The 21,820-nt window shown below is 52.7% G+C and carries 19 protein-coding genes; 3 read left to right on the top strand and 16 right to left on the bottom strand.

What is annotated here, in order from left to right; genetic code table 11:
• Positions 1-9: 9 nt before the first annotated feature.
• From rodZ to yfhM, 5 genes are all read right to left on the bottom strand, one after another.
• Positions 10-1,020 (bottom strand): cytoskeleton protein RodZ, encoded by a 1,011-nt coding sequence (gene rodZ, locus HEM79_RS12660; protein ID WP_021551220.1) that lies wholly within the window; start codon positions 1,018-1,020, stop codon positions 10-12.
• Positions 1,021-1,304: 284 nt separating this feature from the next.
• Positions 1,305-2,459: a bifunctional tRNA (adenosine(37)-C2)-methyltransferase TrmG/ribosomal RNA large subunit methyltransferase RlmN gene (locus tag HEM79_RS12655; protein ID WP_000003311.1), complete on the bottom strand. Its 1,155-nt coding sequence runs from the start codon at positions 2,457-2,459 to the stop codon at positions 1,305-1,307.
• A 149-nt stretch (positions 2,460-2,608) separates the two neighbouring features.
• Complete coding sequence (ndk, locus tag HEM79_RS12650; RefSeq protein WP_000963837.1) at positions 2,609-3,040, bottom strand: nucleoside-diphosphate kinase; 432 nt, start codon at positions 3,038-3,040, stop codon at positions 2,609-2,611.
• Between the two features lie 148 nt (positions 3,041-3,188).
• The gene (gene pbpC / locus HEM79_RS12645; RefSeq protein WP_176241421.1) at positions 3,189-5,501 is read right to left on the bottom strand and encodes a peptidoglycan glycosyltransferase PbpC; all 2,313 of its coding nucleotides are present in this window, start codon (positions 5,499-5,501) and stop codon (positions 3,189-3,191) included.
• Entirely contained in the window at positions 5,502-10,463 is a 4,962-nt protein-coding gene (yfhM, locus tag HEM79_RS12640) for an alpha2-macroglobulin (protein ID WP_176241422.1), read from the bottom strand. It abuts the gene before it with no gap.
• 205 nt (positions 10,464-10,668) lie between these two features.
• On the opposite strand from yfhM, the gene sseA reads away from it, so the two are divergent.
• On the top strand, positions 10,669-11,514 hold the full coding sequence (sseA, locus tag HEM79_RS12635; protein ID WP_000108603.1) for a 3-mercaptopyruvate sulfurtransferase: 846 nt from the start codon (positions 10,669-10,671) through the stop codon (positions 11,512-11,514).
• Positions 11,515-11,856: 342 nt separating this feature from the next.
• The gene (gene timP, locus HEM79_RS22645; RefSeq protein WP_286178580.1) at positions 11,857-11,982 is read left to right on the top strand and encodes a small toxic inner membrane protein TimP; all 126 of its coding nucleotides are present in this window, start codon (positions 11,857-11,859) and stop codon (positions 11,980-11,982) included.
• A 31-nt stretch (positions 11,983-12,013) separates the two neighbouring features.
• Here the strand turns inward: timP and sseB are convergent, their stop codons facing one another.
• The 11 genes from sseB to trmJ all read right to left on the bottom strand — a co-directional run bounded on the left by sseB (position 12,014) and on the right by trmJ (position 20,883).
• The gene (gene sseB, locus HEM79_RS12630; protein ID WP_176241423.1) at positions 12,014-12,790 is read right to left on the bottom strand and encodes an enhanced serine sensitivity protein SseB; all 777 of its coding nucleotides are present in this window, start codon (positions 12,788-12,790) and stop codon (positions 12,014-12,016) included.
• Between the two features lie 142 nt (positions 12,791-12,932).
• The gene (pepB, locus tag HEM79_RS12625; RefSeq protein WP_021551224.1) at positions 12,933-14,216 is read right to left on the bottom strand and encodes an aminopeptidase PepB; all 1,284 of its coding nucleotides are present in this window, start codon (positions 14,214-14,216) and stop codon (positions 12,933-12,935) included.
• A gap of 58 nt (positions 14,217-14,274) precedes the next feature.
• Entirely contained in the window at positions 14,275-14,475 is a 201-nt protein-coding gene (gene iscX, locus HEM79_RS12620) for a Fe-S cluster assembly protein IscX (protein ID WP_000523616.1), read from the bottom strand.
• A gap of 11 nt (positions 14,476-14,486) precedes the next feature.
• Positions 14,487-14,822 (bottom strand): ISC system 2Fe-2S type ferredoxin, encoded by a 336-nt coding sequence (fdx, locus tag HEM79_RS12615; protein WP_001124469.1) that lies wholly within the window; start codon positions 14,820-14,822, stop codon positions 14,487-14,489.
• Between the two features lies 1 nt (position 14,823).
• Positions 14,824-16,674 (bottom strand): Fe-S protein assembly chaperone HscA, encoded by a 1,851-nt coding sequence (hscA, locus tag HEM79_RS12610; protein WP_001196619.1) that lies wholly within the window; start codon positions 16,672-16,674, stop codon positions 14,824-14,826.
• Between the two features lie 16 nt (positions 16,675-16,690).
• The gene (gene hscB, locus HEM79_RS12605; protein ID WP_000384413.1) at positions 16,691-17,206 is read right to left on the bottom strand and encodes a co-chaperone HscB; all 516 of its coding nucleotides are present in this window, start codon (positions 17,204-17,206) and stop codon (positions 16,691-16,693) included.
• Between the two features lie 95 nt (positions 17,207-17,301).
• Positions 17,302-17,625 carry an iron-sulfur cluster assembly protein IscA gene (iscA, locus tag HEM79_RS12600; RefSeq protein ID WP_000028953.1) on the bottom strand — a complete coding sequence of 108 codons (324 nt, stop codon included), beginning with the start codon at positions 17,623-17,625 and terminating at the stop codon, positions 17,302-17,304.
• Positions 17,626-17,641: 16 nt separating this feature from the next.
• On the bottom strand, positions 17,642-18,028 hold the full coding sequence (gene iscU / locus HEM79_RS12595; protein WP_000331707.1) for a Fe-S cluster assembly scaffold IscU: 387 nt from the start codon (positions 18,026-18,028) through the stop codon (positions 17,642-17,644).
• 27 nt (positions 18,029-18,055) lie between these two features.
• Positions 18,056-19,270, bottom strand: a complete 1,215-nt coding sequence (iscS, locus tag HEM79_RS12590) for a cysteine desulfurase (protein ID WP_001316526.1) — start codon at positions 19,268-19,270, stop codon at positions 18,056-18,058.
• Positions 19,271-19,385: 115 nt separating this feature from the next.
• Positions 19,386-19,874 carry a Fe-S cluster assembly transcriptional regulator IscR gene (gene iscR / locus HEM79_RS12585; protein ID WP_001241355.1) on the bottom strand — a complete coding sequence of 163 codons (489 nt, stop codon included), beginning with the start codon at positions 19,872-19,874 and terminating at the stop codon, positions 19,386-19,388.
• 268 nt (positions 19,875-20,142) lie between these two features.
• On the bottom strand, positions 20,143-20,883 hold the full coding sequence (gene trmJ, locus HEM79_RS12580; RefSeq protein WP_000940019.1) for a tRNA (cytosine(32)/uridine(32)-2'-O)-methyltransferase TrmJ: 741 nt from the start codon (positions 20,881-20,883) through the stop codon (positions 20,143-20,145).
• Positions 20,884-21,001: 118 nt separating this feature from the next.
• Here trmJ and suhB point away from each other — a divergent pair, with 118 nt between their 5' ends.
• On the top strand, positions 21,002-21,805 hold the full coding sequence (suhB, locus tag HEM79_RS12575) for an inositol-1-monophosphatase (protein WP_000553455.1): 804 nt from the start codon (positions 21,002-21,004) through the stop codon (positions 21,803-21,805).
• The last annotated feature ends 15 nt before the right edge of the window (positions 21,806-21,820 follow it).

The following is a 21,820-nucleotide window of genomic DNA, read 5'->3' as shown; positions in this document are numbered from 1 at the left end:
ACCCGTCTGTTACTGCGCCGGTGATTGTTCGGCATTGAGGGTCAGACGCGCAACCTGGTTAGTTCTGATAAAACGACTCAGATCGACAGGTTTCCCTTGATACTGGATCTGTACTGCGGCTGGTGCACCAATTTTCAGTTTATACGGTGCCTGACCGCTTAAATTCAAATTACCGCCTTTACGCTGCATCCCACTGAACAGTTTTTTGCCAGTAGAATCGGTGACTTCCAGCCAGCAATCAGCAGTAAAGTTCATCACCAGCGCATTAGGATCAGCCGCTGGAGTGGTCACGCCAGCCTGATCAATTGGCAACGGCGCAGCGCCATCTGGCGTTGTTGTTGCAACTGGCGCCGCTGGTGTAGTAGTAGCCGCGATATCAACATTTGCCTGTGAAGGAGGAACAACCGCGTCTTGCTGTGGCGCTACAGCGGGGGCTGGCGTCGTCACGGCTGGCGTTTGCGTGTTCGTGGCAGTGGTATCTACAGCCGCAGGCGATGTAGTCGTCTGGGTTTCGGTAGCAGACGTATCTAACGGTACACTCTGGCTCTGGTTATTATTCAGCTCCGCAGTGGATTGATCAGCCATGGTGCTAATTTCTTCCTGCTGGGCTTTGTGATCCTGCCACCACCAGGCGCCGCTCAGGCCAATCACCACAAACAGCACCAGCCAGGTGAAAGTCATCAACCAGCCATCGCGTTTTTTGCGGCGTTTGCCGAGGGAAAAACTCTGCATTGGCGCAACTTTTGCGGCTCGCAGTGGAGCCTGCTTTTCCAGTCCCGGCAGCAGTTCTTCTTCCGGAATATGGACCAGACGCGCATAAGAGCGGATATACCCGCGCAAGAATGTTGAAGCAAGATCGGCGGGTGCCTTATCTTCTTCAATATCGCGTACCGTGGAAACCTTCAAACAAAGTCGTTCGGCAACGGCTTGCTGGCTAAGTCCAAGTTGTTCACGGGCATTACGCAAGCGAGCGCCGGTGGTAAGTGCTTCATTTTGGTCGTGCGTGGCTTCAGTATTCATTCGCTGCAGGTACGTTTAAAAGAGAATTGGGATGCCGGTGAACCATCACGCCCACCCACACCGCGAAACATCCGTAAAGTTAACCTTTATCATACAGTATAAGACTGTCTGTGTGCTCGTGACAAAGCCCACATGAATCAAAGCTAACTTACTGTTGCATCGTTACATACTGCCTTAAAGTCAGCAAAAACGCACCGTTAATATTGATCAGACAATTGCAACTTAATGCTACATTCATAAAACATTACGCCACGGTACATAAAGTAACCATGGCGTAATAACTATCAGACCGTTTTAATATCGATGGCTTCACCCTGCATCCGTTTACGCAGAGTACGTTTAGTACGGTCGATGACATCTCCCGCTAACTGACCACAGGCGGCATCGATATCATCACCACGAGTTTTACGCACAATGGTGGTGAAACCGTAGCTCATCAGCACTTTTGAGAAGCGGTCGATACGGCTGTTCGAACTACGACCATACGGCGCGCCCGGGAACGGGTTCCATGGGATCAGGTTAATCTTACACGGTGTATCTTTCAGCAGCTCCGCCAGTTGGTGCGCGTGTTCAGTGCCATCGTTAACGTGGTCAAGCATCACGTACTCGATAGTGACGCGCCCCTGATTAGCATTGGATTTCTCCAGATAACGGCGCACTGCAGCAAGGAACGTTTCGATATTGTACTTTTTGTTGATTGGTACAATTTCGTCACGAATTTCGTCGTTCGGCGCGTGCAGGGAAATTGCCAGCGCAACGTCAATCATATCGCCCAGTTTATCCAGCGCCGGAACCACACCGGAAGTGGAAAGCGTCACGCGACGTTTAGACAGACCAAAACCGAAATCATCGAGCATGATTTCCATCGCCGGAACGACGTTGTTCAGGTTGAGCAACGGCTCGCCCATGCCCATCATCACTACGTTAGTGATCGGACGCTGACCGGTGATTTTTGCTGCGCCGACGATTTTCGCCGCACGCCACACCTGACCGATAATTTCCGACACCCGCAGATTACGGTTAAAACCCTGCTGGGCAGTGGAACAGAATTTACACTCCAGCGCACAACCTACCTGCGAGGAGACACAAAGCGTGGCGCGGTCGTCTTCCGGGATATACACCGTTTCGACACGCTGATCGCCAACAGCAATCGCCCATTTGATGGTGCCGTCGGATGAACGCTGTTCTTCAACCACTTCCGGTGCGCGGATTTCCGCCACCTCTTTCAGTTTGCCACGCAACACTTTGTTGATGTCGGTCATCTCATCAAAGTTGTCGCAGCAATAGTGATACATCCACTTCATCACCTGATCGGCGCGGAAGGGTTTTTCACCTAAATCTTTAAAAAACTCCCGCATCTGCTGACGGTTGAGATCCAGCAGGTTAATTTTTCCATCTTTCGTGGTGACGTTTTCAGGTGTGACTAATTGTTCAGACATATGCTATTCCGGCCTCGTTATTACACGTTATGGCCCCTGGAGGGTTGAAAAAAGAAACGCCCCGGTGAGCGGCTGCTCGTCCGGGGGCGCTGCATTGTACAAATTCTGGCGCACGGATGCCACGTTTGCACGCGGCATTTACGAAATTATTAACGGGTGCGCGGGCACACTTCGCCTTCGCCGAAGAAGTAGGCAATTTCGCGAGCGGCAGATTCTACGGAATCAGAACCGTGGGTGCCGTTTTCGGTCAGGCTGTCTGCGTAGTCTGCGCGCAGAGTTCCCGCCAGAGCGTTCGCCGGGTTGGTCGCGCCCAGCAGATCGCGGTGACGCTGAACGGCATTTTCACCTTCCAGCACGGAAACGACGATCGGACCAGAGGTCATGAACTCAACCAGACCATCAAAGAACGGTTTCCCATCGTGTTCAGCATAAAAGCCACGAGCCTGCTCAACGGTCAGGTGCAGCATTTTGGTGCCGACAATTTTGAACCCTGCAGCTTCAAAGCGCGCAAAGATATTACCAATGACGTTTTTTGCTACCGCGTTCGGTTTGATGATGGAAAAAGTACGTTCAATAGCCATTTTTACCTCTGTAAATTATTCTGTTGTTGTCTGTACCAGCGTACGAGATGGCGCGGATTATAATGAGCAACAGAGCCGTTGACTATTGATGAAGGTAACATTTTTTTAAAATAAACCTAGTTTAAGCAACAAACATGGTGGAAACAGACTATTGCATAACAAATTTCACTGTCGCTACCTGCCCCACTTCATCCATTACCAGCAATTGATAATCACCTTTTTCCGTTAAATGCAGAGTCACACTACGCCCGCGTTCAGCTAACGGTTCGCCATTCAGAAACCACCAGCGTTCTCCGGCACCACCGTTGGATTGCACCGGCAAAGTCGCTTCCGCCGCACCAGGTAAACGCTTGATAATGGTGCCATCACGAACGCCAGTCAATTGCAGCGGGAGCTGAGCGTCGTGACCGTACGGTGGGCAAATTGTCGAGGCGGCTGGCAAGCGTGCGGCACGGCGTTCTGATGCAGGCAACCAGGGTTCCAGCGGTAGTGGCCAGACATTCATCATTTCTTGTCGCGCCTGTGGGCAATCGGCGGCGACGCGTTTGCCATTTTCATCCAGCCAGATGGGAAAACGGATGCCATTAATCCCTTCTTGCTCTGGCAGTAACAGGGTTGGCGGCTGGCTTCCATCCAATAACCAGGTTGCCAGACGACGGCGACAGTTACTGTCACCTTCTGGTAAAGACTGCCCGCCAGGCCAGCAGATAACGCCACGAGTGACTGAGTTCGGGCGCGGATCTTCCGGCAGATTTGCACTGCGCGACAACAAAATATTATTAACCTGATTCAACAACGGTACGGCACTGGCAAACCCAAACTGACCGACAACGGGCGTGCCGTCCGGTCTGCCAGTCCAGATGCCAATCACATAGCGAGCGTTTACACCTATCGCCCAGGCATCACGATAGCCGTAGCTGGTGCCCGTTTTCCACGCCAGGGGGACGACGCGCGGCAAGGCACCGTCCGGCAAGGGCTGCGCTTCATCAGCCATGATCCGGCGGATGATCCACGCAGAACCCGGCGACATTAAGGGGCGTTCAAGCAGCGGATCGTCAGGCTGTAAGCGCAATTTGCCTGCCTTACCGTGGCGGGCAAAAGCGGTGTACGCTGCCGCCATATCCTCCAGTTTTGCGCCAGCACCGCCGAGAATGAGCGAAAGATTCGGCACAGCACCATTGGGCAGATACAACGGCAACCCAACATTGCGTAATTTTGCCGCAAACCGTTTCGGGCCATAGGCTTCCAGCACCTGCACAGCAGGTAAGTTCAGCGAGCGTACCAGCGCCTCACTCATGCTGATCGGGCCATGAAAACCGCTGTCAAAGTTTCCAGGCCGGTAATCACCGGTGCGTCGTGGGACGTCTTGCAACAGCGATGCCGGATGGATCAATCCCTCATCCAGCGCCAGACCATAAACAAAGGGTTTGAGCACCGATCCTGGCGATCGGATCGCATTGACCATATCAACATGACCAAAGCGTGAATCATCGTTGAGATCGACCGATCCCACCCAGCCGCGAACACGCATATCGGTATGATCAATCACGATCATCGCGAGTGAACTGCGCGGTGGCAATCGTCCTTTCCAATTTTGCGCCAGTTCTTCCAGACGCCGCTGAAAACCGGCATCCAGCGTAGTAACAATTTTGTCGCTTTTACTTTTACTGAGCATCATCCGTGAAAACAGCGGTGCCAGTTGCGGCATTTGTCGGGGCGCCAGCCAGACGGGTTCTTCGCTTGACTCTTTTACCTGCTCGCGGGACCACACTCCTTGCACCGCCATCCGTTCGAGCACTTTATTACGCGCAGCCTCGGCACGCTCCGGCCAGCGATCCGGACGAAGACGGCTGGGTGCTTGCGGTAACACTGCCAGCATTGCTGCCTCGGAATAGCTTAAATTCGCGGGCGATTTTCCAAGATAAGCCCAGCTTGCCGCACCAATCCCCTGCAACGTGCCACCAAACGGGGCGCGATTAAGATACAGGGTCAGAATGTCACGTTTAGACAGATGCCACTCCAGCTGCAACGCGCGCCAGAGCTGGCGAATTTTACCGCCAAACGTTTTGGGGTGAGGATCAAGCAGACGAGCAACCTGCATGGTGAGCGTGCTGCCGCCGGAGATAACCCGACCAGAAGTGAGATCTTGCCAGGCGGCGCGCATCACCGAGAACGGGTTTACGCCCGGATGCTTCCAGAACCAGCGATCTTCATAATTGATCAGTGCCTCAAGGTAACGCGGAGAAACATCTTCGATAGTCACTGGATAACGCCAAATACCGTCAGCATCGGCGAAGCGCCAGAGCGGCGTTCCATCCTGCGCCACGACCACACGTGCGGGATTGACTTCATGCAGCGGCAGAGGCCAGAGTTTATCTGCTCCCCACGCCGCCAGAATGATAATAAAGGGCGCAGCTGCCAGCGTTATCCAGCAGCCGCGTTTACTTAACAGACGAAGCATTTACGGTCTGACAATCAGCAGATCTTCAGCCGCGCCGGTCGCCCGCCATTGAGGAACATACATCGATTCCACCATCGGCTGCGGCACCTGATACGTTCCCGGCGTCACCGCCCGCGCCAGATATACCAGCGTAACCGGCTGGTATTCATCAACGGCAACCGCCGCCACAAAGCGATCGTCACGAAACTCAATGTGCTTAATGCTCGCCTGCTGCATTTGATTAAGCAGGTTTTGCACTTCGCTACCACTTTGCTCCAGACTGGCGCTGCCGTTAGCCAGGTTCTGGTTTTCCAGTTCCAGACCCGCTGGCAGCAAATCAACTACCAGCGCATCTGGCACGCTGTTATTGGCTTTTACCTGCAACCAGACCAGTACCAGATCGCCGCTACGTAACGAATCCAGCGATTTGCTCTTACCGTCAGTACCAAGAATATGACGCTCGATTTGCAGCACATTACTCACAGGTAAAGGTGCGGATTGCGGATAACCGCTGGCATCCACACGCAGCCATAACGGCTGGGTGCCACTGTTAGTTACCTGCAAAGTTGCCAGTTGATCGCTATTCAGATTGCTGTTTTGCGCTTTCTCGCCAGTCAGCGGCTCGGCGGAGAAAGAGGTTTGTGCCTGCCATTTACCCGGTAAATCCTGAATCGAACGGGCAGCCAGGAACAACGCATTACTTTCCTGAGTTGATAGCCAGCGTTCACCAAACGCCTGCTGCGAAAGTGTATTCAGCAAGGTGTTCTGCTCATCTGGCAACAGTTTGTTCTCTTCCAGTAAGGAAAGCATCAACGCGTTGTCGCGCAGTGGGCTACCGTAATCGCCAAGCCATATCCGCTCATCATTATTACGCGGCGTTTTCAGCGCCAGCGCAATTGCGTCTACACTCCGCGTCGCATCACCCATGGTTTTCAGCGCAATGCCAAGTTGCAGTAGCGGTAAACCAGAAGCGGCATCTGCACGACGCTCCCAGATTTCACGCAGTGCACCCAGCGGTGCCTTTTGCTGACGAGCCAGTACCAGCGCAGCGTAAGACTGTACGGCGAATTTACTGGCTTTGAGATTATCGGCATACGGGATCGACATCATGCCCGGATCTTGTAAATAGCGCAGCAGACGCTCATTCCCCCGGTTAATGGCTTCTGTCGGCACGCTGTAACCCTGCTCACCTGCGCGAACCAGGAAATCCATCACATAGGCCGTCAGCCAGTACTCTTCGTCGCTGTATTTATCCCATAGCGCAAAACCGCCATTATCGCGTTGCATTTGCAGCAAGCGGGAAATACCAATATCAACTGCCGCACGGCGTTTATCATCACTGTCGCCTTTGATGCCCAACGTCTGTAGCTGGGCTGCATTGGTATAGAGCGACGGGAACAGGCCGCTAGTGGTTTGCTCCAGACAGCCGTACGGATATGCTTTTAACTCTTTGATATAACGTGCGATGTTCAGCGGTGGCTTGCCGCTCAACAACAATTGCCCTTCCAGTGTAACAGGCGAGAAGTTTTGCAGTCCGCCAGCCGGAATCGCCCATGTTTCACCAGGCTGCAACACCGTACCATAATTGACTGTTTGTGCCGGGAATGCCGGACGGACGCCAATTTTCCACTGCTTATGCTGATCGGCAACGGTTTCTCCTGGCAAATTCAGGCCACTGATAGTCGCCTGAATTTCACCATCGCCATAACCCGGCAATGCTCGCACCGGGATAAACAGCGTGGTTCGCACGCCTGGCGCTAATTCAACAGATGCGGGTGAATCGCTTACCAGTTCAACCAAACCGCTGGCAGTCAGGGCAACGTTCAGTTTTTGCGGTTTATCAGTAAGATTAGTGATATCCAGCGTCAGACGCGAAGTGTCGCCACTCGCCATAAAGCGCGGCATGTTCAGTTCGGCTATCACGGGTGCAGCAACAATCACTTTGCTTTCGTTGCTGCCGAAGTCATCTGCCGTCCAGGCTTGCGCCATGACGCGCAATTCACCGTTAAAATCGCCAATCGGCAGTGTAACCGTACCTTCGCCCTGTTCGTTGAGCGTTACCGGCTGTGCCTGTTGCGCGACAATATTGACGTGATTGACCGGTGGCTTACCACCTCGTTTCAGTTCATCACCATCGCCACCAAAACGCAGTGCTGCCAGGCGTCCCTGTCCTTCAATGACCTGACCGTAAATATCGTATATGTCTGCGCCATAGCGTTTCTGACCGAAGAACGCCTGCCACGGATCTGGCGTAACGTAATCAGTAATATTCAGCACACCGCTATCAACGGCAGACACCAGCACATTCACCTGTTTTGGCATATCACCATTTTTATTGCTGGCTTTGATTTTCACAGTTAATGGCTGATTGGGGCGCATTTTTGCCGGTGTTTCCAGCGCCAGATCGAGACGACGGTTTTCATCGCCAAGCGGCAAATGCAACACGCCAACCGCGCGTTTTGGCGTCGCAGAGCGAGATTTATCGCCAGGACGCACCACCAGCGTACTTAAATAGAGGTCGTGCCGATTCCAGGTTTTATCGACCGGAATCGTCAGATCCAGCCCTTGTGCCGGAACATCAATCTCTTGCCACCACAGCGGCCCTTCACTGGACTCGACCATCGCGTAGCCTTTACCCGCCGTTGGCGCGGCAATGTGCAACTTAATGGTATCGCCAGGACGATAACTGGCTTTATCCAGTTTCATCGTGACGCGATCCGGACGTACCGCACCGCTACCGTCGCTGTTGTCCTGCCAGCTATAGCCAGCCCAGAAACGCACGCTACTAACCGCGTCATTCGGCGCTTTGACTTCCAGACGATAAGCGCCCCACTCTACCGGAAAACTTACCTTACCAGTTTCATCCGCTTGAAGATCCAGCGTTTGTTCATTTTCGATCAGATCTTTTTGATCAAACTGTGACTGCCAGCCTTCATCTTCTGACCAGTTCCAGTAGTAATCTCGACGTTCGCGAATCAGACGCACCTGCAAGCCCGAAACGGCTTTTTTCACGCCCTGCGCATCGCTATAAACGATATCAAAAGCGGCATTGCTGCCTTCATCAACAATGGGTTGTTTTACAGTCGTGTCAGTACGGTAATCGTAAACCGATTTCAAGGCGAACTGCGGGCGGATCCCCGGGAGCGCATCGGCAGGCCAGATAGCCTGTTCGGCACGGCGCGTCACCGGGCGACCGCCAGATTCCAGCAAACTGCCCTGGAGAATAACCTGCAATGGGGAATGCGTTTCCTTCCACTGGCTTTCTGTAGAAACCTCGCCGCGCCCTTTATCATCCAGCGTCAACTGAACTTCATCCAGCGTGCGGGAAAGGTTTTCGGCAGCTATATCGCCAAATTCGAAACCGGGTAATGCAGAAACCGCTTCACGCAGAGGGCGCAGGAAAAGCTGCCCCTGCAAAGTATTACCGTTAGCAGGCGCACCGTACAGGTAGTAACCCACCACGGAGAATTTCACCTCATCTTTCGGCGTTAACGGGATTTTCTCGCCGGTCAGGTTCAACGCCATGCGCTCTGGCATAAAATCTTCGACGTGGAAATCCCACATCCGATACTGGTTATCGCCAGTGTCAGCGCGAATATGCCACATGCCGGTTGCCGCACTGCTATCCAGTTGCCAGGTAAAGTGATAGAGGCCATTCTCCGGCTGACTAACGACACTACGCAGTACCTGCCCGTCAGGTTTAATCACGTCTAACTTGATGGGTTGATCGGGCAATGCTTTACCGTCTGCATCACGCAGTAAGCCATTGAGGATGACTGTTTCACCCGGGCGATAAAGATCGCGCGGGCCAAACATAAAGAACTGTTTGCTATAACCCGGTGCACCAGCAATGTTAAATTCCGCTAAGTCCAGCGCCGGAAGTTTTAAATCGAGCAGCGTTGTCTGACCATCTTTACGTGCCAGCAGTAATGCCGCGTTTTTATCGTTTTCCAGCTGTACATGACCCTGTGCATCACTGGTCGCCTGAGTCAGAGTCTGCCCTTTCTCATTTAATAACGAGACTTCAATTCCTTGCTGAGCCGCACCGTTTTCCAGGCTTTGGGTAAAGATATCCAGACGATTGTGATAACGGTGAGCCGATACGCCGATATCACTTAATGTAAACAGAGTCGCGGGATTACTGTAATCGTAACGTCCAGCCTGATTCATCACAGCCAGATACACGCCCGCCTGCTGAAGCGGTTTGATATCACCCAGCGGTAGCAATAATTTTTCACGGGTATTACGCGCGGGATTGAGATCAAAACGTCCGGTGTAGACTAGATCCGCCATCTGCAGCAATTTGTCAGATTGCCAGTTCGCCAGCGAATTGCGGTATTCCCATTGGCTAATGAATGCTGGCAGAGATTCGGGTTTAACACGGAAGAAGTTAACATCGACATTGTTAACGTTGAGCGCCATTACCGGCAGTCCTTCAACGACTTTTCCAGGCAGCAGCGAACCACGGCTGGCAAAACCGACGCTGGGTTGAATATCGCGGGTGGTGATCGTTTTTTCGTAATCTTTACTTAAGGTTGCGTTATTGAGCGCCTTCATTTCCTGCCCAATAGTCACGATCAAATCACGTTTAGGTTCGAGGTGGCGTAAACGCAACTCTTTAAGATTATCTGACAGCTCCCAGGCACCATCCACTTTACCGCTCTTTTTATCGACGACATGAATAACACGCGAGAAATCCTGATCCGGGTCGAGGGGGATGGAGAAAGTCAGCACCAGCGTGGCTGCACCATCGAGTTGAACCTCAGAGAGATCAAGCAATGTCAGTGCCTTACCGGCACTCTGTTGTGCCAGCTTTTGCCTCTCCGGCGCAGAGAGTTTTGCTGAACTCGCGTTTTCTGAAGATGTACCTTTAGCAGCTTCAGAAGGGGTATCTTTTTTCACCGCTGTTGGCGCGTTATCGTTGTTGTCGCACCCTGCCAGCGCCAGCATTAACATGCAGGCGGCTATGCGTAACTTTTTCATTTATCATCCCTGCCACAATGGCCCGTTAGCAACGTCGAATAATTATTATGCGTGAGAATTAGCGTTATGTAATTCAGTATCACGTCCACAGAATCTGAATTTTGGTGATAAATGTGGCTCAGGCAGCCAAATCAGCCTCTTTTGCTTGTCGCTTTTCACTAAACGTCCGACAATTTAGCCTACCCCGGCAAAAATGGAGATGCCTATGTCCACGACATGGTTTGTAGGAGCCGACTGGCTCGCCGAACATATTGATGATCCTGAAATTCAGATTATTGATGCCCGCATGGCACCGCCCGGACAGGAAGATCGTAACGTTGCCCAGGAGTATCTCAATGGGCATATCCCCGGCGCAGTATTTTTCGATATCGAAGCTCTTTCCGATCACACCTCCCCGCTTCCGCACATGCTGCCGCGCCCGGAAACGTTCGCCGTAGCGATGCGTGAACTGGGCGTTAATCAGGACAAACATCTGATTGTCTATGACGAAGGTAATCTTTTCTCAGCCCCGCGAGCATGGTGGATGCTGCGCACCTTTGGCGTAGAGAAAGTGTCGATTCTTGGCGGTGGACTGGCAGGCTGGCAGCGTGATGACCTACTGTTAGAAGAAGGCGAAGTGGAACTGCCAGAAGGAGAGTTTAACACCGCCTTTAACCCGGAAGCCGTGGTGAAAGTAACCGATGTATTGCTGGCAAGCCATGAAAAAACGGCACAAATTATTGATGCCCGTCCGGCTGCGCGTTTTAACGCTGAAATTGATGAACCTCGCCCTGGTTTACGTCGCGGGCATATTCCTGGTGCGCTGAATGTTCCGTGGACAGAACTGGTGCGTGAAGGTGAACTGAAAACGACAGATGAACTCGATGCGATATTTTTTGGTTACGGTATCAGCTATGACAAACCGATTATTGTCAGCTGTGGCTCTGGTGTAACGGCCGCCGTTGTGTTGCTGGCACTTGCTACGCTGGATGTGCCAAACGTGAAACTGTACGACGGCGCATGGAGTGAATGGGGCGCGCGAGCAGATTTACCGGTCGAACCAGTGAAATAAGCTTTTTACAGGCAACAAAAAACCGCCGAATTTGGCGGTTTTTTGTTGCTGGTCTGGTTCGCGGCCTTTCCAGCTGGTTGACTTGTGTTGCCGGAGCAACGCAGGCACCCCACAGTGTTGAAATACTCTCTTTTATGCCTGGCTATGTCAAGATAATAAATAGAGTAATTATTCAAACATGAGAGTATTATTCTTGACGGCCCTTTTCGCCGTCTCGCAAACGGGCGCTGGCTTTAGGAAAGGATGTTCCATGACCGTAAATGCAGGTACCCCACAGTGCTTGCTATCGCGGCAATATCGCCAGTGGTGCTGTCGTGATGCGGTCTTCGCATGGACCGCACAATGAAGATACGGTGCTTTTGTATCGTACTTATTGTTTCTGGTGCGCTGTTTTCCGAAGTAAATAATAACCGGAGTCTCTCTGGTAATTATTTACTGGTGGCTAACATCCTTCAGAGCAGCAAGTAAGCCCGAATGCCGCCCTTTTGGGCGGCATATTTTAGATTATCCGATTCTGTTTAAAATCACGCAAAAAGCCACCCCAGCGACGTTCATAGAATGGCGCAATATGTTCGGTAATAAAGTGGCTAATTCCTTTTTCCCCTTTTTTCACCTGGCAAATATCAATAGGTTCATCGCCAGGTAATGTATCGGTCGCTACACTTCCCGCCGCCTGAATAATTTCTTCGATATCACCATCGGCTTCAATGCCAATAAGCAGATTAGGCTGTGCCTCTTCGCTCTCTTTAATTGAACAAATAAAAGCACGTTTCACCGGCTTAATAGTTTTAAATAAGGTAGTGAGTGAATCAATCATTTGTGCTGGCGGCTCTGCGACTTCCGATAATATCAGCGATTCGCCGCCTTCCAGTACTTCCTGACTGCTCAGCGGATTACCCTCTTCACCGATCAGCAAACTGATTTCACGCGGCATAAATTCTTTACCGGTAGACAGTTTGGCATTAAGGAAGAGTGTTTCACCAAGGGTCATCTCAAACAGCGTGCGAACGGGCATTACGACAAATGCCTGTTCGCCGTCAACCGCCTGTTGAAGTGCTTCTAACGAGGTGAAAAAAGGAATGACGCTGGTGCCGTCTTCTTTTTCCCAATGCTGTAAATCAAGCGCGCTATCTTCAACCACAGCCTCGCCCTGCGCCGCTGTACCTGGCACCCAGACGGTGGATTCCAATAGAGTACGGAAAAAAGCCGGACGATGAGCCGGTTCGGTTGCTGCTTTTTCCAGCAGGTCTTCAAGTTCGTTTTTTGTTTCGGACATAAGAACCACAATTCATTCAACGTTCGGGGCGGAAGTGCCTGATGCGCTACGCTTATCAGGCCTACAAGGGAATCGCAATTTGTTGAATTTGCAATACTTTGTAGGCTAGATAAGGCGTTTATGCCGCATCCGGTATAAACGATTACGCCGTTAACAGATTAGCAATCGTGCGCACACCCAGTCCCGTTGCGCCCGCAGACCACTGTTCAACCGGCGCTTTACGGTAAGTCGCCGAACAATCTATATGCAACCAGCCTTGCTGATAGTTCTCAACAAAGTGCGACAGGAAGCCCGCCGCCGTGCTTGCACCTGCCGGATACGCCGCGCTACCGGTATTATTGAGTTCAGCAAAGTTTGACGGCAACTGGCTGCGGTGGAACTCTGCCAGCGGCAGACGCCAGAATGGTTCGTTCTCCTGCGCGGCACTCGCCAGCAAACGCCCTGCCAGCGCATCGTCAAAACTAAACAGCGCGTGATAATCATTACCCAGCGCGGTTTTCGCCGCCCCGGTGAGGGTCGCGGCATCAATAATCAGTTCTGGTTTCTGCGCACTGGCGTCAATCAGGCCATCTGCCAGCACCAGGCGCCCTTCCGCATCGGTGTTCATCACTTCGACTTTTTTACCGTTGCGATAGGTGATGATATCGCCCAGCTTGAACGCGTTGCCGCTGATCAGGTTATCCGCACAGCAGAGGAACAGCTTCACGCGCTTGTTCAGACCGCGAGTGATGGCAAATGCCAGCGCCCCAGTAACCGTTGCCGCACCGCCCATATCGGACTTCATTGAATCCATAAACGCGGTCTGTTTGATGCTGTAGCCGCCGGAATCAAAGGTGATGCCTTTGCCTACCAGGCACGCGTACACCGGCGCTTCTTTATCGCCAGTTGGGTTGTAATCCAGCGACAGCAATACTGGAGAACGTTCTGAACCGCGCCCGACGGTGTGCAGCCCCATATAGCCTTGCTCACGCAGGTCTTCGCCTTTGGTGATCCGGTAAGTCACACGATCGCCCGCGACGTTACTGATCAGATCAACAGCACGCTGTGCCAGTTGCGATGGCCCCAGTTCTTCCGCCGGTGCGTTGATGGTGTCACGCACCCAGTCGATGATCATCAGGCGGTTATCCAGCTCCTGGCGTTGAGCATCGTCCAGATCCGGCCACTCCACTTTACGCGTGCCTTTCGGGGCTTTGTAACCTTGCCAGAATGCCCAGCAACGATCAGCATCCCAGCCTTCACCGCTTAACTGAACATGTTTGATACCCAGACCGTCAATCTTGCGCGCCGCACGCTGGATCAGCCCCAGATCGTCCGCCCCGTTCAAATGCAGGGTAATGCCATCATTATTAATGCTGTAAGTCGCTTTTTCTCCCCAGCGCGCGTCGGCAGGCTGGGTCGAGAGGGTAATTTTCATCGCTTCTGTCATTTTAGTTATCCTTATTTGTTTAACAGCAAAACGGGCCACCCCCAGGCAGCCCGTTTATTCACTCAGCTTCGTCCAGCCAGACTAACAAAATCGCTTCGAGGATTTTTTCGTTAGATGCCTGCGGGTCGTCGTCGAAATCTTCCAGATCGCAAATCCACTGATGCATATCGGTGAATCGAACCGTTTTCGGGTCGAGATCGGGATACGCATCGTACAGTGCTTCGCCAATTTCGCGGCTATCGGTCCACTTAAGTCCCATACTAACCTCTGTTAATGCTCACGCGCATGGTTGATAGTGTAACGCGGAATTTCGACCACTAAATCTTCGTCAGTGACGCGCGCCTGGCAGCTTAAACGGCTTTCCGGCTCCAGCCCCCAGGCTTTGTCCAGCATGTCGTCTTCCTGCTCTGAGCTTTCCGGCAGCGAGTCAAAACCTTCACGCACGATGCAGTGGCAGGTGGTGCAGGCACATGATTTTTCACAGGCGTGTTCAATCTCGATACCGTTACGCAACGCAGCATCAAGAATGGTTTCACCGCTATTAGCTTCCAGAACAGCGCCATCAGGGCAGAGATCCTGATGAGGCAAAATAACAATCTTTGGCATATTAAACCTCGTCCACGGAATGGCCTTTCAGCGCACGACGAACCGACTGGTCCATGCGGCGAGCGGCGAAATCCTGGGTTTGTTTGTCTACGTTTTTAATCGCTTGTTCGATGGCATCAACGTCATCGCCCTGCGCCACTTCACTCAGATGAGCGGCAGCATCGTCGATAACCTGACGCTCTGCGGCGCTTAACAGCGCGGCATCAGCAGCCAGCGCACCGTTCAGGCTTTCCAGTACGCGCGCTGCTTCTACTTTTTGTTCTGCCAGCATACGAGCCTTTACGTCCTGCTCGGCATAGCTCATTGAGTCTTTAATCATTGAGGCGATTTCGCTGTCGGTCAGACCATAAGAAGGTTTGACCTGAATAGACGCCTCAACGCCGGTCGATTTTTCCATCGCCGTCACGCTCAAAAGACCGTCGGCATCGACCTGGAAAGTCACGCGAATATGCGCGCCGCCAGCTGGTAACGCCGGGATACCACGCAGCGCAAAACGCGCCAGCGAACGGCAGTCCTGCACCAGTTCACGCTCACCCTGCATAACATGGATAGACATCGCTGTCTGGCCATCTTTGAAAGTGGTGAAATCCTGGGCACGAGCCACCGGAATCGTGGTATTACGCGGGATCACTTTCTCCACCAGGCCGCCCATGGTTTCGAGGCCCAGCGACAGCGGGATCACATCAAGCAGCAGCATTTCACTGTCCGGCTTGTTACCCACCAGAATATCCGCCTGAATCGCCGCACCAATAGCCACGACTTTATCCGGGTCGATAGAGGTCAGCGGCGGACGACCGAAAAATTCGCCCACCCGTTCACGCACCAGCGGCACACGGGTAGAACCGCCAACCATCACCACTTCCAGGACTTCATCAGCCTCTACGCCCGCGTCTTTCAACGCACGACGACAGGCCAACAAGGTACGTTTTACCAACGGTGCGATCAGTTCGTTGAATTGTTCACGGCTGATTTCGCCCTGCCAGCCCGCGACGTTAACGGTCACAGAGTCCGCATCGCTCAGCGCGATTTTGGCTGCAATGGCGGCATCCAGCAGTTCACGCTGAACACGGTTATCGCTACGGTCAGGAATGCCCGCCTGCTCGCGAATGTAATCCGCCAGCAGATGGTCGAAATCATCGCCGCCGAGCGCGGAATCACCGCCGGTCGCCAGCACTTCAAACACGCCGCGACTTAAGCGCAGAATGGATATATCAAAAGTCCCGCCACCAAGGTCATAAACGGCAATCACGCCTTCCTGACCGGAATCCAGCCCGTAGGCGATAGCCGCAGCGGTCGGTTCGTTGAGCAAGCGCAGGACGTGCAGGCCAGCCAGGCGCGCCGCATCTTTGGTGCCCTGACGCTGGGCATCGTCAAAGTACGCCGGAACGGTGATAACCACACCATCCAGCTCGCCGGCCAGAGCTTCAGTTGCCCGGGCCGCCAGTGCTTTGAGGATGTCCGCAGAAACGCGCACCGGGTTCAGCAGCCCCGCCGCCGTTTCAATCATTGGCAGGCCGTTTTCGCTGGCCTGGAATTGATAAGGCAGATGCGGATAGCGTTGTTGGATATCAGCCAGCGAGCGCCCCATCAGGCGTTTAACAGAACTAATGGTGTTGGCGGTATCAAGCGCAGCGTTAGTACGTGCGTCATAACCCACCGAATGCCCTTGCTGTTGATAGTGAACAACAGACGGCAGCAGGTGACGGCCTTCATGGTCGGCTAACGTTTCGGCCTGACCGCTGCGTACTGTCGCCACCAGCGAGTTGGTTGTGCCCAGGTCGATACCGGCCGCCAGACGACGCTGATGCGGCGCAGCACTCAAACCAGGTTCACTAATTTGTAATAAGGCCATGTTTAGCTTCCAGAAATTAAAAATCGAGCAGTTTTTCTTCGAGTTGTTCGGCACTGCTTCGCAGTTTATCGAGAAAACGCAGCTTACGCACGGTATCCGCCGCCGCGTCCCACGTCTCGTTGTCTAACTGTTCAACCATCAACTGGTGACGGGTATCAAACATCTTTTTAACGCGTTTGATAAAGCTTTCCAGCCGCGCTTCATCTTTCGCCTGTTCGATCTCGTCCAGTTCTTCGCGCAGCTCCAGCTGTTCCATCAGGAACGCGGTATCACGAACAGTATGCTGCTCGCTGGCGAGATCAAAACCGTGCAACGAAAGCAGGTATTCTGCCCGCATCAATGGATGACGCAGCGTTTGCCATGCCTGGTTAATGGTTGCGGATTGCTGTACGGCGGCGAGTTGTTCCGCCTGGCTTCCGCTGGCGAATTTATCAGGATGATACTGACGTTGTAGATCCTGAAAACGCAGGCTCAGTGCCTGGGTATCGAGTTGATAACGAGCAGGCAAGCCAAAGAGGGTGAAGTAATCCATAACATTCTCAGGGCTGCGATCCGCCGCGATAACGGCGAATCAGGTAAAACAAACCCCACGCGCAGGCGACCACGGTGGGGTTATCGGTATGCGCATCAAACGTGGAAGCTTTCGCCGCAACCACACTCATCTTTGACGTTCGGGTTGGTGAATTTAAACCCTTCGTTCAGGCCTTCTTTTACGAAGTCCAGTTGCGTACCGTCCAGAAATTGCAGGCTTTTTCCATCGACCACGACTTTCACGCCTTTGTCTTCAAACACGATGTCTTCCGGCGTCGGTTCGTCAACAAATTCCAGTACATAAGCCATACCTGAACACCCGGAGGTTCTCACGCCCAGACGCAGGCCAAACCCTTTACCACGGTTAGCCAGAAAGGTATTTACTCGCGCTGCTGCACTGTCGCTCAGTGTAATCGACATAACCAAACCTCAACTCTTATTTTGCTTCACGTTTGCTTTTATAGTCCGCAATGGCGGCTTTGATCGCGTCTTCTGCCAGAATAGAACAGTGAATTTTCACCGGCGGCAGTTCAAGTTCTTCAGCAATATCGGTGTTTTTGATCGCCTGTGCTTCGTCCAGAGATTTCCCTTTCACCCATTCGGTCACCAGGGAGCTGGAAGCGATAGCGGAACCGCAGCCGTAAGTTTTAAAACGCGCGTCTTCAATGATACCTTCATCGTTGACTTTAATCTGCAACTTCATCACGTCGCCACAGGCCGGTGCACCCACCATGCCGCTGCCCACGTTCTCGTCGTTGTTGTCAAAAGAACCCACGTTACGCGGATTCTCGTAATGGTCGATAACTTTTTCGCTGTAAGCCATTATAAATTCTCCTGATTCCGATACCGATTAATGATGAGCCCATTCGATGCTGTTCAGATCCACGCCCTGCTTGTACATTTCCCACAGCGGAGAAAGGTCACGCAGACGACCGATGGATTTACGAACTAACTCGATGGTGTAGTCGATCTCTTCTTCAGTAGTAAAACGACCTAAAGAGAAACGGATAGAGCTATGTGCCAGCTCGTCGTTCAGCCCCAGCGCGCGCAGCACGTAGGACGGTTCGAGGCTTGCCGACGTACAGGCGGAACCTGAAGAAACCGCGAGGTCTTTCAGCGCCATAATCAGCGACTCACCTTCAACGTAGTTAAAGCTGACGTTGAGAATGTTCGGCGCACCGTGTTCCAGGTCACCGTTCAGGTAAACTTCTTCGATATCTTTGATGCCGTTCCACAGACGGTTACGCAGACCGCGCAGACGTTCCATCTCGGTCGCCATCTCTTCTTTTGCGATGCGATAGGCTTCGCCCATACCGACGATCTGGTGAACAGGCAGAGTACCGGAACGCATACCGCGCTCGTGACCGCCGCCGTGCATTTGAGCTTCAATGCGTACGCGCGGTTTACGACGCACATACAGCGCACCGATACCTTTCGGGCCATAGATTTTGTGGCCGGAGAAAGACATCAGGTCAACTTTCAACTGGCTCAGGTCGATAGGCAGTTTGCCCACGCTCTGGGTTGCATCAACGTGATAGATAATGCCACGAGCACGGCACATTTCGCCGATAGCCGCGATATCCTGCACCACGCCGATTTCGTTATTTACGTGCATGATGGAAACGAGGATGGTGTCGTCACGCATCGCCGCTTCGAGTTCTTTCAGGTCGATAATGCCGTTACGCTGCGGTGCCAGGTAAGTGACTTCAAAACCTTCGCGCTCCAGCTGACGACAGGTGTCCAGTACCGCTTTGTGTTCGGTTTTGCTGGTGATGATGTGCTTGCCTTTTTTCTGATAAAAGTTGGCTGCACCTTTGATCGCCAGGTTGTCAGATTCGGTTGCACCAGAGGTAAAGACGATTTCACGCGGGTCAGCGCCGACCAGCTCGGCAATCTGATTACGGGCGATATCTACGGCTTCTTCAGCCTGCCAGCCGAAACGGTGAGAACGGGAGGCAGGGTTACCAAAGGTTCCGTCCATCGTCATAAACTGCATCATTTTCTCGGCAACACGCGGGTCCACCGGCGTGGTTGCGGAGTAGTCGAGATAAATCGGTAATTTCATTGCTCTATAAACTCCGTACATCACTCAATGCAAGGAATCAGGCTACCGGCTGGATGTACGACCGTGTTTACGGAGCGCAATACGCCCCGGCCTGATTCTGAATACTTTTTATCTTTTATGCGCGTAACTTAACGTCGATCGCGTCTTGTGTGCGACTGCGTGGCGCGTCGTGAGTATGCTGACGACCAGACACATCCAGCACTTCCTGGTTATTAACCAGTTCGCCTAAAGTAATGTTGTTGAGAAAACCGGTGAGACGGTCGCTCAAATCACGCCACAGCGCGTGGGTCAGGCATTTATCGCCGCCCTGGCAGCCGCCTTTACCCTGACAACGGGTAGCATCTACAGATTCATCAACGGCGCTAATCACTTCGCCAACGGCGATGCTGCTGGCATCTTTGCCTAACAGATAACCACCGCCTGGTCCACGTACGCTGGAAACCAGACCATTTTTACGCAGACGGGAAAACAGTTGTTCCAGATAGGAAAGGGAAATTCCCTGACGTTCGGAAATATCAGCCAACGGTACCGGGCCTGCTTCGGAGTTGAGCGCAACGTCCAGCATTGCGGTCACGGCATAGCGCCCTTTAGATGTCAGTCTCATGTCTTACTTCACCTCAAACTCGCCCCTGCCCGGGGTTTTTTATTGTAAAAGTGGGGGTATTGCATAGCAGGGTCAAGTCTGACATTCCCGAGTAATTTGGTCAACTATTTACTTGACTGATTTAGTCAGGTATTTAACCTTCAGTGCCATTTTTTATCGTGGCGTTTGTACCAGTTATCGGATGCGGCGTGAACGCCTTATCCGACCTGGGGTTCTGTACACTTCCAGGCCTGATAAGACGCGTTAAGTGTCGCATCAGCAATCACTATTATTCCGCCTTGTTACCTTTATTCTGCTGCTCAATAGAAGCCAGAATCCCGCGCAGGATATTCAACTCCTGACTTTCCGGGCGCGCACGGGTAAACAGACGGCGCAATTTATTCATCACCTGTCCCGGATGGTTTTCACGAATAAAGCCGGTTGCCAGCAGCGTTTGCTCCAGATGACCGTAAAAACGCTCAAGATCATCGACCAGCGGATACGGTGTCTCTTCATGCTCAACCTGCTCGCCGTTTTCCTGAGTCGCCAGCCAGGCCATGCGCACTTCATACGCAATAACCTGAACCGCCATCGCCAGGTTCAGCGAGCTGTATTCCGGGTTTGCGGCAATCGCGACATGATAATGGCATTTCTGCAACTCTTCATTGGTCAAGCCGACACGCTCGCGACCAAAAACCAGCGCCACCGGCGTATTTGCCGCCTCAGCGACGCTTTTCAGACCACATTCGCGCGGATCGAGCATCGGCCACGGCAGCGTGCGGGAACGTGCGCTGGTGCCAACCACCAGGCTACAACCGGCTAACGCTTCGTCGAGCGTATCGACGATGTGAGCATTACCAATCACATCGCTGGCTCCCGCCGCCAGCGCAATGGCCTGAGAGTCAGGTTTCACCAGTGGATTAACCAACCACAGATTGGTTAATCCCATTGTTTTCATGGCACGGGCAACAGAACCCATATTGCCGGTGTGTGACGTCTCCACCAGCACAATTCGAATATTTTGCAGCATTGTCTTTCTTCGTCTAAAGATTATTCGCGCATCTTATCATAAAACGAAGACAGATGCCGATCTCGCTGCTATACTCTGCGCCGTTTTCCCGTTCTTTAACATCCAGTGAGAGAGACCGATGCATCCGATGCTGAACATCGCCGTGCGCGCAGCGCGCAAGGCGGGTAATTTAATTGCCAAAAACTATGAAACCCCGGACGCTGTAGAAGCGAGCCAGAAAGGCAGCAACGATTTCGTGACCAACGTAGATAAAGCTGCCGAAGCGGTGATTATCGACACGATTCGTAAATCTTACCCGCAGCACACCATCATCACCGAAGAAAGCGGTGAACTTGAAGGTACTGATCAGGATGTTCAATGGGTTATCGATCCACTGGATGGCACTACCAACTTTATCAAACGTCTGCCGCACTTCGCGGTATCTATCGCTGTTCGTATCAAAGGCCGCACCGAAGTTGCTGTGGTTTACGATCCTATGCGTAACGAACTGTTCACCGCGACTCGCGGTCAGGGCGCACAGTTAAACGGCTATCGTCTGCGCGGCAGCACCGCTCGCGATCTCGACGGTACTATTCTGGCGACCGGTTTCCCTTTCAAAGCGAAACAGTACGCAACCACCTACATCAATATCGTTGGCAAACTGTTTAGCGAATGCGCTGACTTCCGTCGTACCGGTTCTGCGGCGCTGGATCTGGCTTACGTAGCCGCTGGTCGCGTTGACGGTTTCTTCGAAATTGGTCTGCGCCCGTGGGACTTCGCCGCAGGCGAACTGCTGGTTCGTGAAGCAGGCGGTATCGTCAGCGATTTCACCGGTGGTCATAACTACATGCTGACCGGTAACATCGTTGCCGGTAACCCACGCGTAGTGAAAGCCATGCTGTCAAATATGCGTGACGAGTTAAGCGACGCTCTGAAGCGTTAATGACTCTGGCGGGTG

Origin of the sequence: Escherichia sp. 93.0816 (assembly GCF_013368855.2) — a bacterium.
Taxonomy (GTDB): domain Bacteria; phylum Pseudomonadota; class Gammaproteobacteria; order Enterobacterales; family Enterobacteriaceae; genus Escherichia; species Escherichia ruysiae.
This window is presented reverse-complemented; position numbering and strand designations above follow the sequence as displayed.

Bases quoted from the DNA above. Each gene is read 5' to 3' on its own strand.
- hscA (WP_001196619.1), bottom strand. From the start codon at position 16,674: ATGGCCTTATTACAAATTAGTGAACCTGGTTTGAGTGCTGCGCCGCAT.
- suhB (WP_000553455.1), top strand. From the start codon at position 21,002: ATGCATCCGATGCTGAACATCGCCGTGCGCGCAGCGCGCAAGGCGGGT.
- timP (WP_286178580.1), top strand. From the start codon at position 11,857: ATGAAGATACGGTGCTTTTGTATCGTACTTATTGTTTCTGGTGCGCTG.
- pbpC (WP_176241421.1), bottom strand. From the start codon at position 5,501: ATGCTTCGTCTGTTAAGTAAACGCGGCTGCTGGATAACGCTGGCAGCT.
- rodZ (WP_021551220.1), bottom strand. From the start codon at position 1,020: ATGAATACTGAAGCCACGCACGACCAAAATGAAGCACTTACCACCGGC.
- fdx (WP_001124469.1), bottom strand. From the start codon at position 14,822: ATGCCAAAGATTGTTATTTTGCCTCATCAGGATCTCTGCCCTGATGGC.
- HEM79_RS12655 (WP_000003311.1), bottom strand. From the start codon at position 2,459: ATGTCTGAACAATTAGTCACACCTGAAAACGTCACCACGAAAGATGGA.
- iscU (WP_000331707.1), bottom strand. From the start codon at position 18,028: ATGGCTTACAGCGAAAAAGTTATCGACCATTACGAGAATCCGCGTAAC.
- iscR (WP_001241355.1), bottom strand. From the start codon at position 19,874: ATGAGACTGACATCTAAAGGGCGCTATGCCGTGACCGCAATGCTGGAC.
- iscX (WP_000523616.1), bottom strand. From the start codon at position 14,475: ATGGGACTTAAGTGGACCGATAGCCGCGAAATTGGCGAAGCACTGTAC.
- trmJ (WP_000940019.1), bottom strand. From the start codon at position 20,883: ATGCTGCAAAATATTCGAATTGTGCTGGTGGAGACGTCACACACCGGC.
- sseB (WP_176241423.1), bottom strand. From the start codon at position 12,790: ATGTCCGAAACAAAAAACGAACTTGAAGACCTGCTGGAAAAAGCAGCA.
- iscA (WP_000028953.1), bottom strand. From the start codon at position 17,625: ATGTCGATTACACTGAGCGACAGTGCAGCAGCGCGAGTAAATACCTTT.
- yfhM (WP_176241422.1), bottom strand. From the start codon at position 10,463: ATGAAAAAGTTACGCATAGCCGCCTGCATGTTAATGCTGGCGCTGGCA.
- hscB (WP_000384413.1), bottom strand. From the start codon at position 17,206: ATGGATTACTTCACCCTCTTTGGCTTGCCTGCTCGTTATCAACTCGAT.
- ndk (WP_000963837.1), bottom strand. From the start codon at position 3,040: ATGGCTATTGAACGTACTTTTTCCATCATCAAACCGAACGCGGTAGCA.
- sseA (WP_000108603.1), top strand. From the start codon at position 10,669: ATGTCCACGACATGGTTTGTAGGAGCCGACTGGCTCGCCGAACATATT.
- iscS (WP_001316526.1), bottom strand. From the start codon at position 19,270: ATGAAATTACCGATTTATCTCGACTACTCCGCAACCACGCCGGTGGAC.
- pepB (WP_021551224.1), bottom strand. From the start codon at position 14,216: ATGACAGAAGCGATGAAAATTACCCTCTCGACCCAGCCTGCCGACGCG.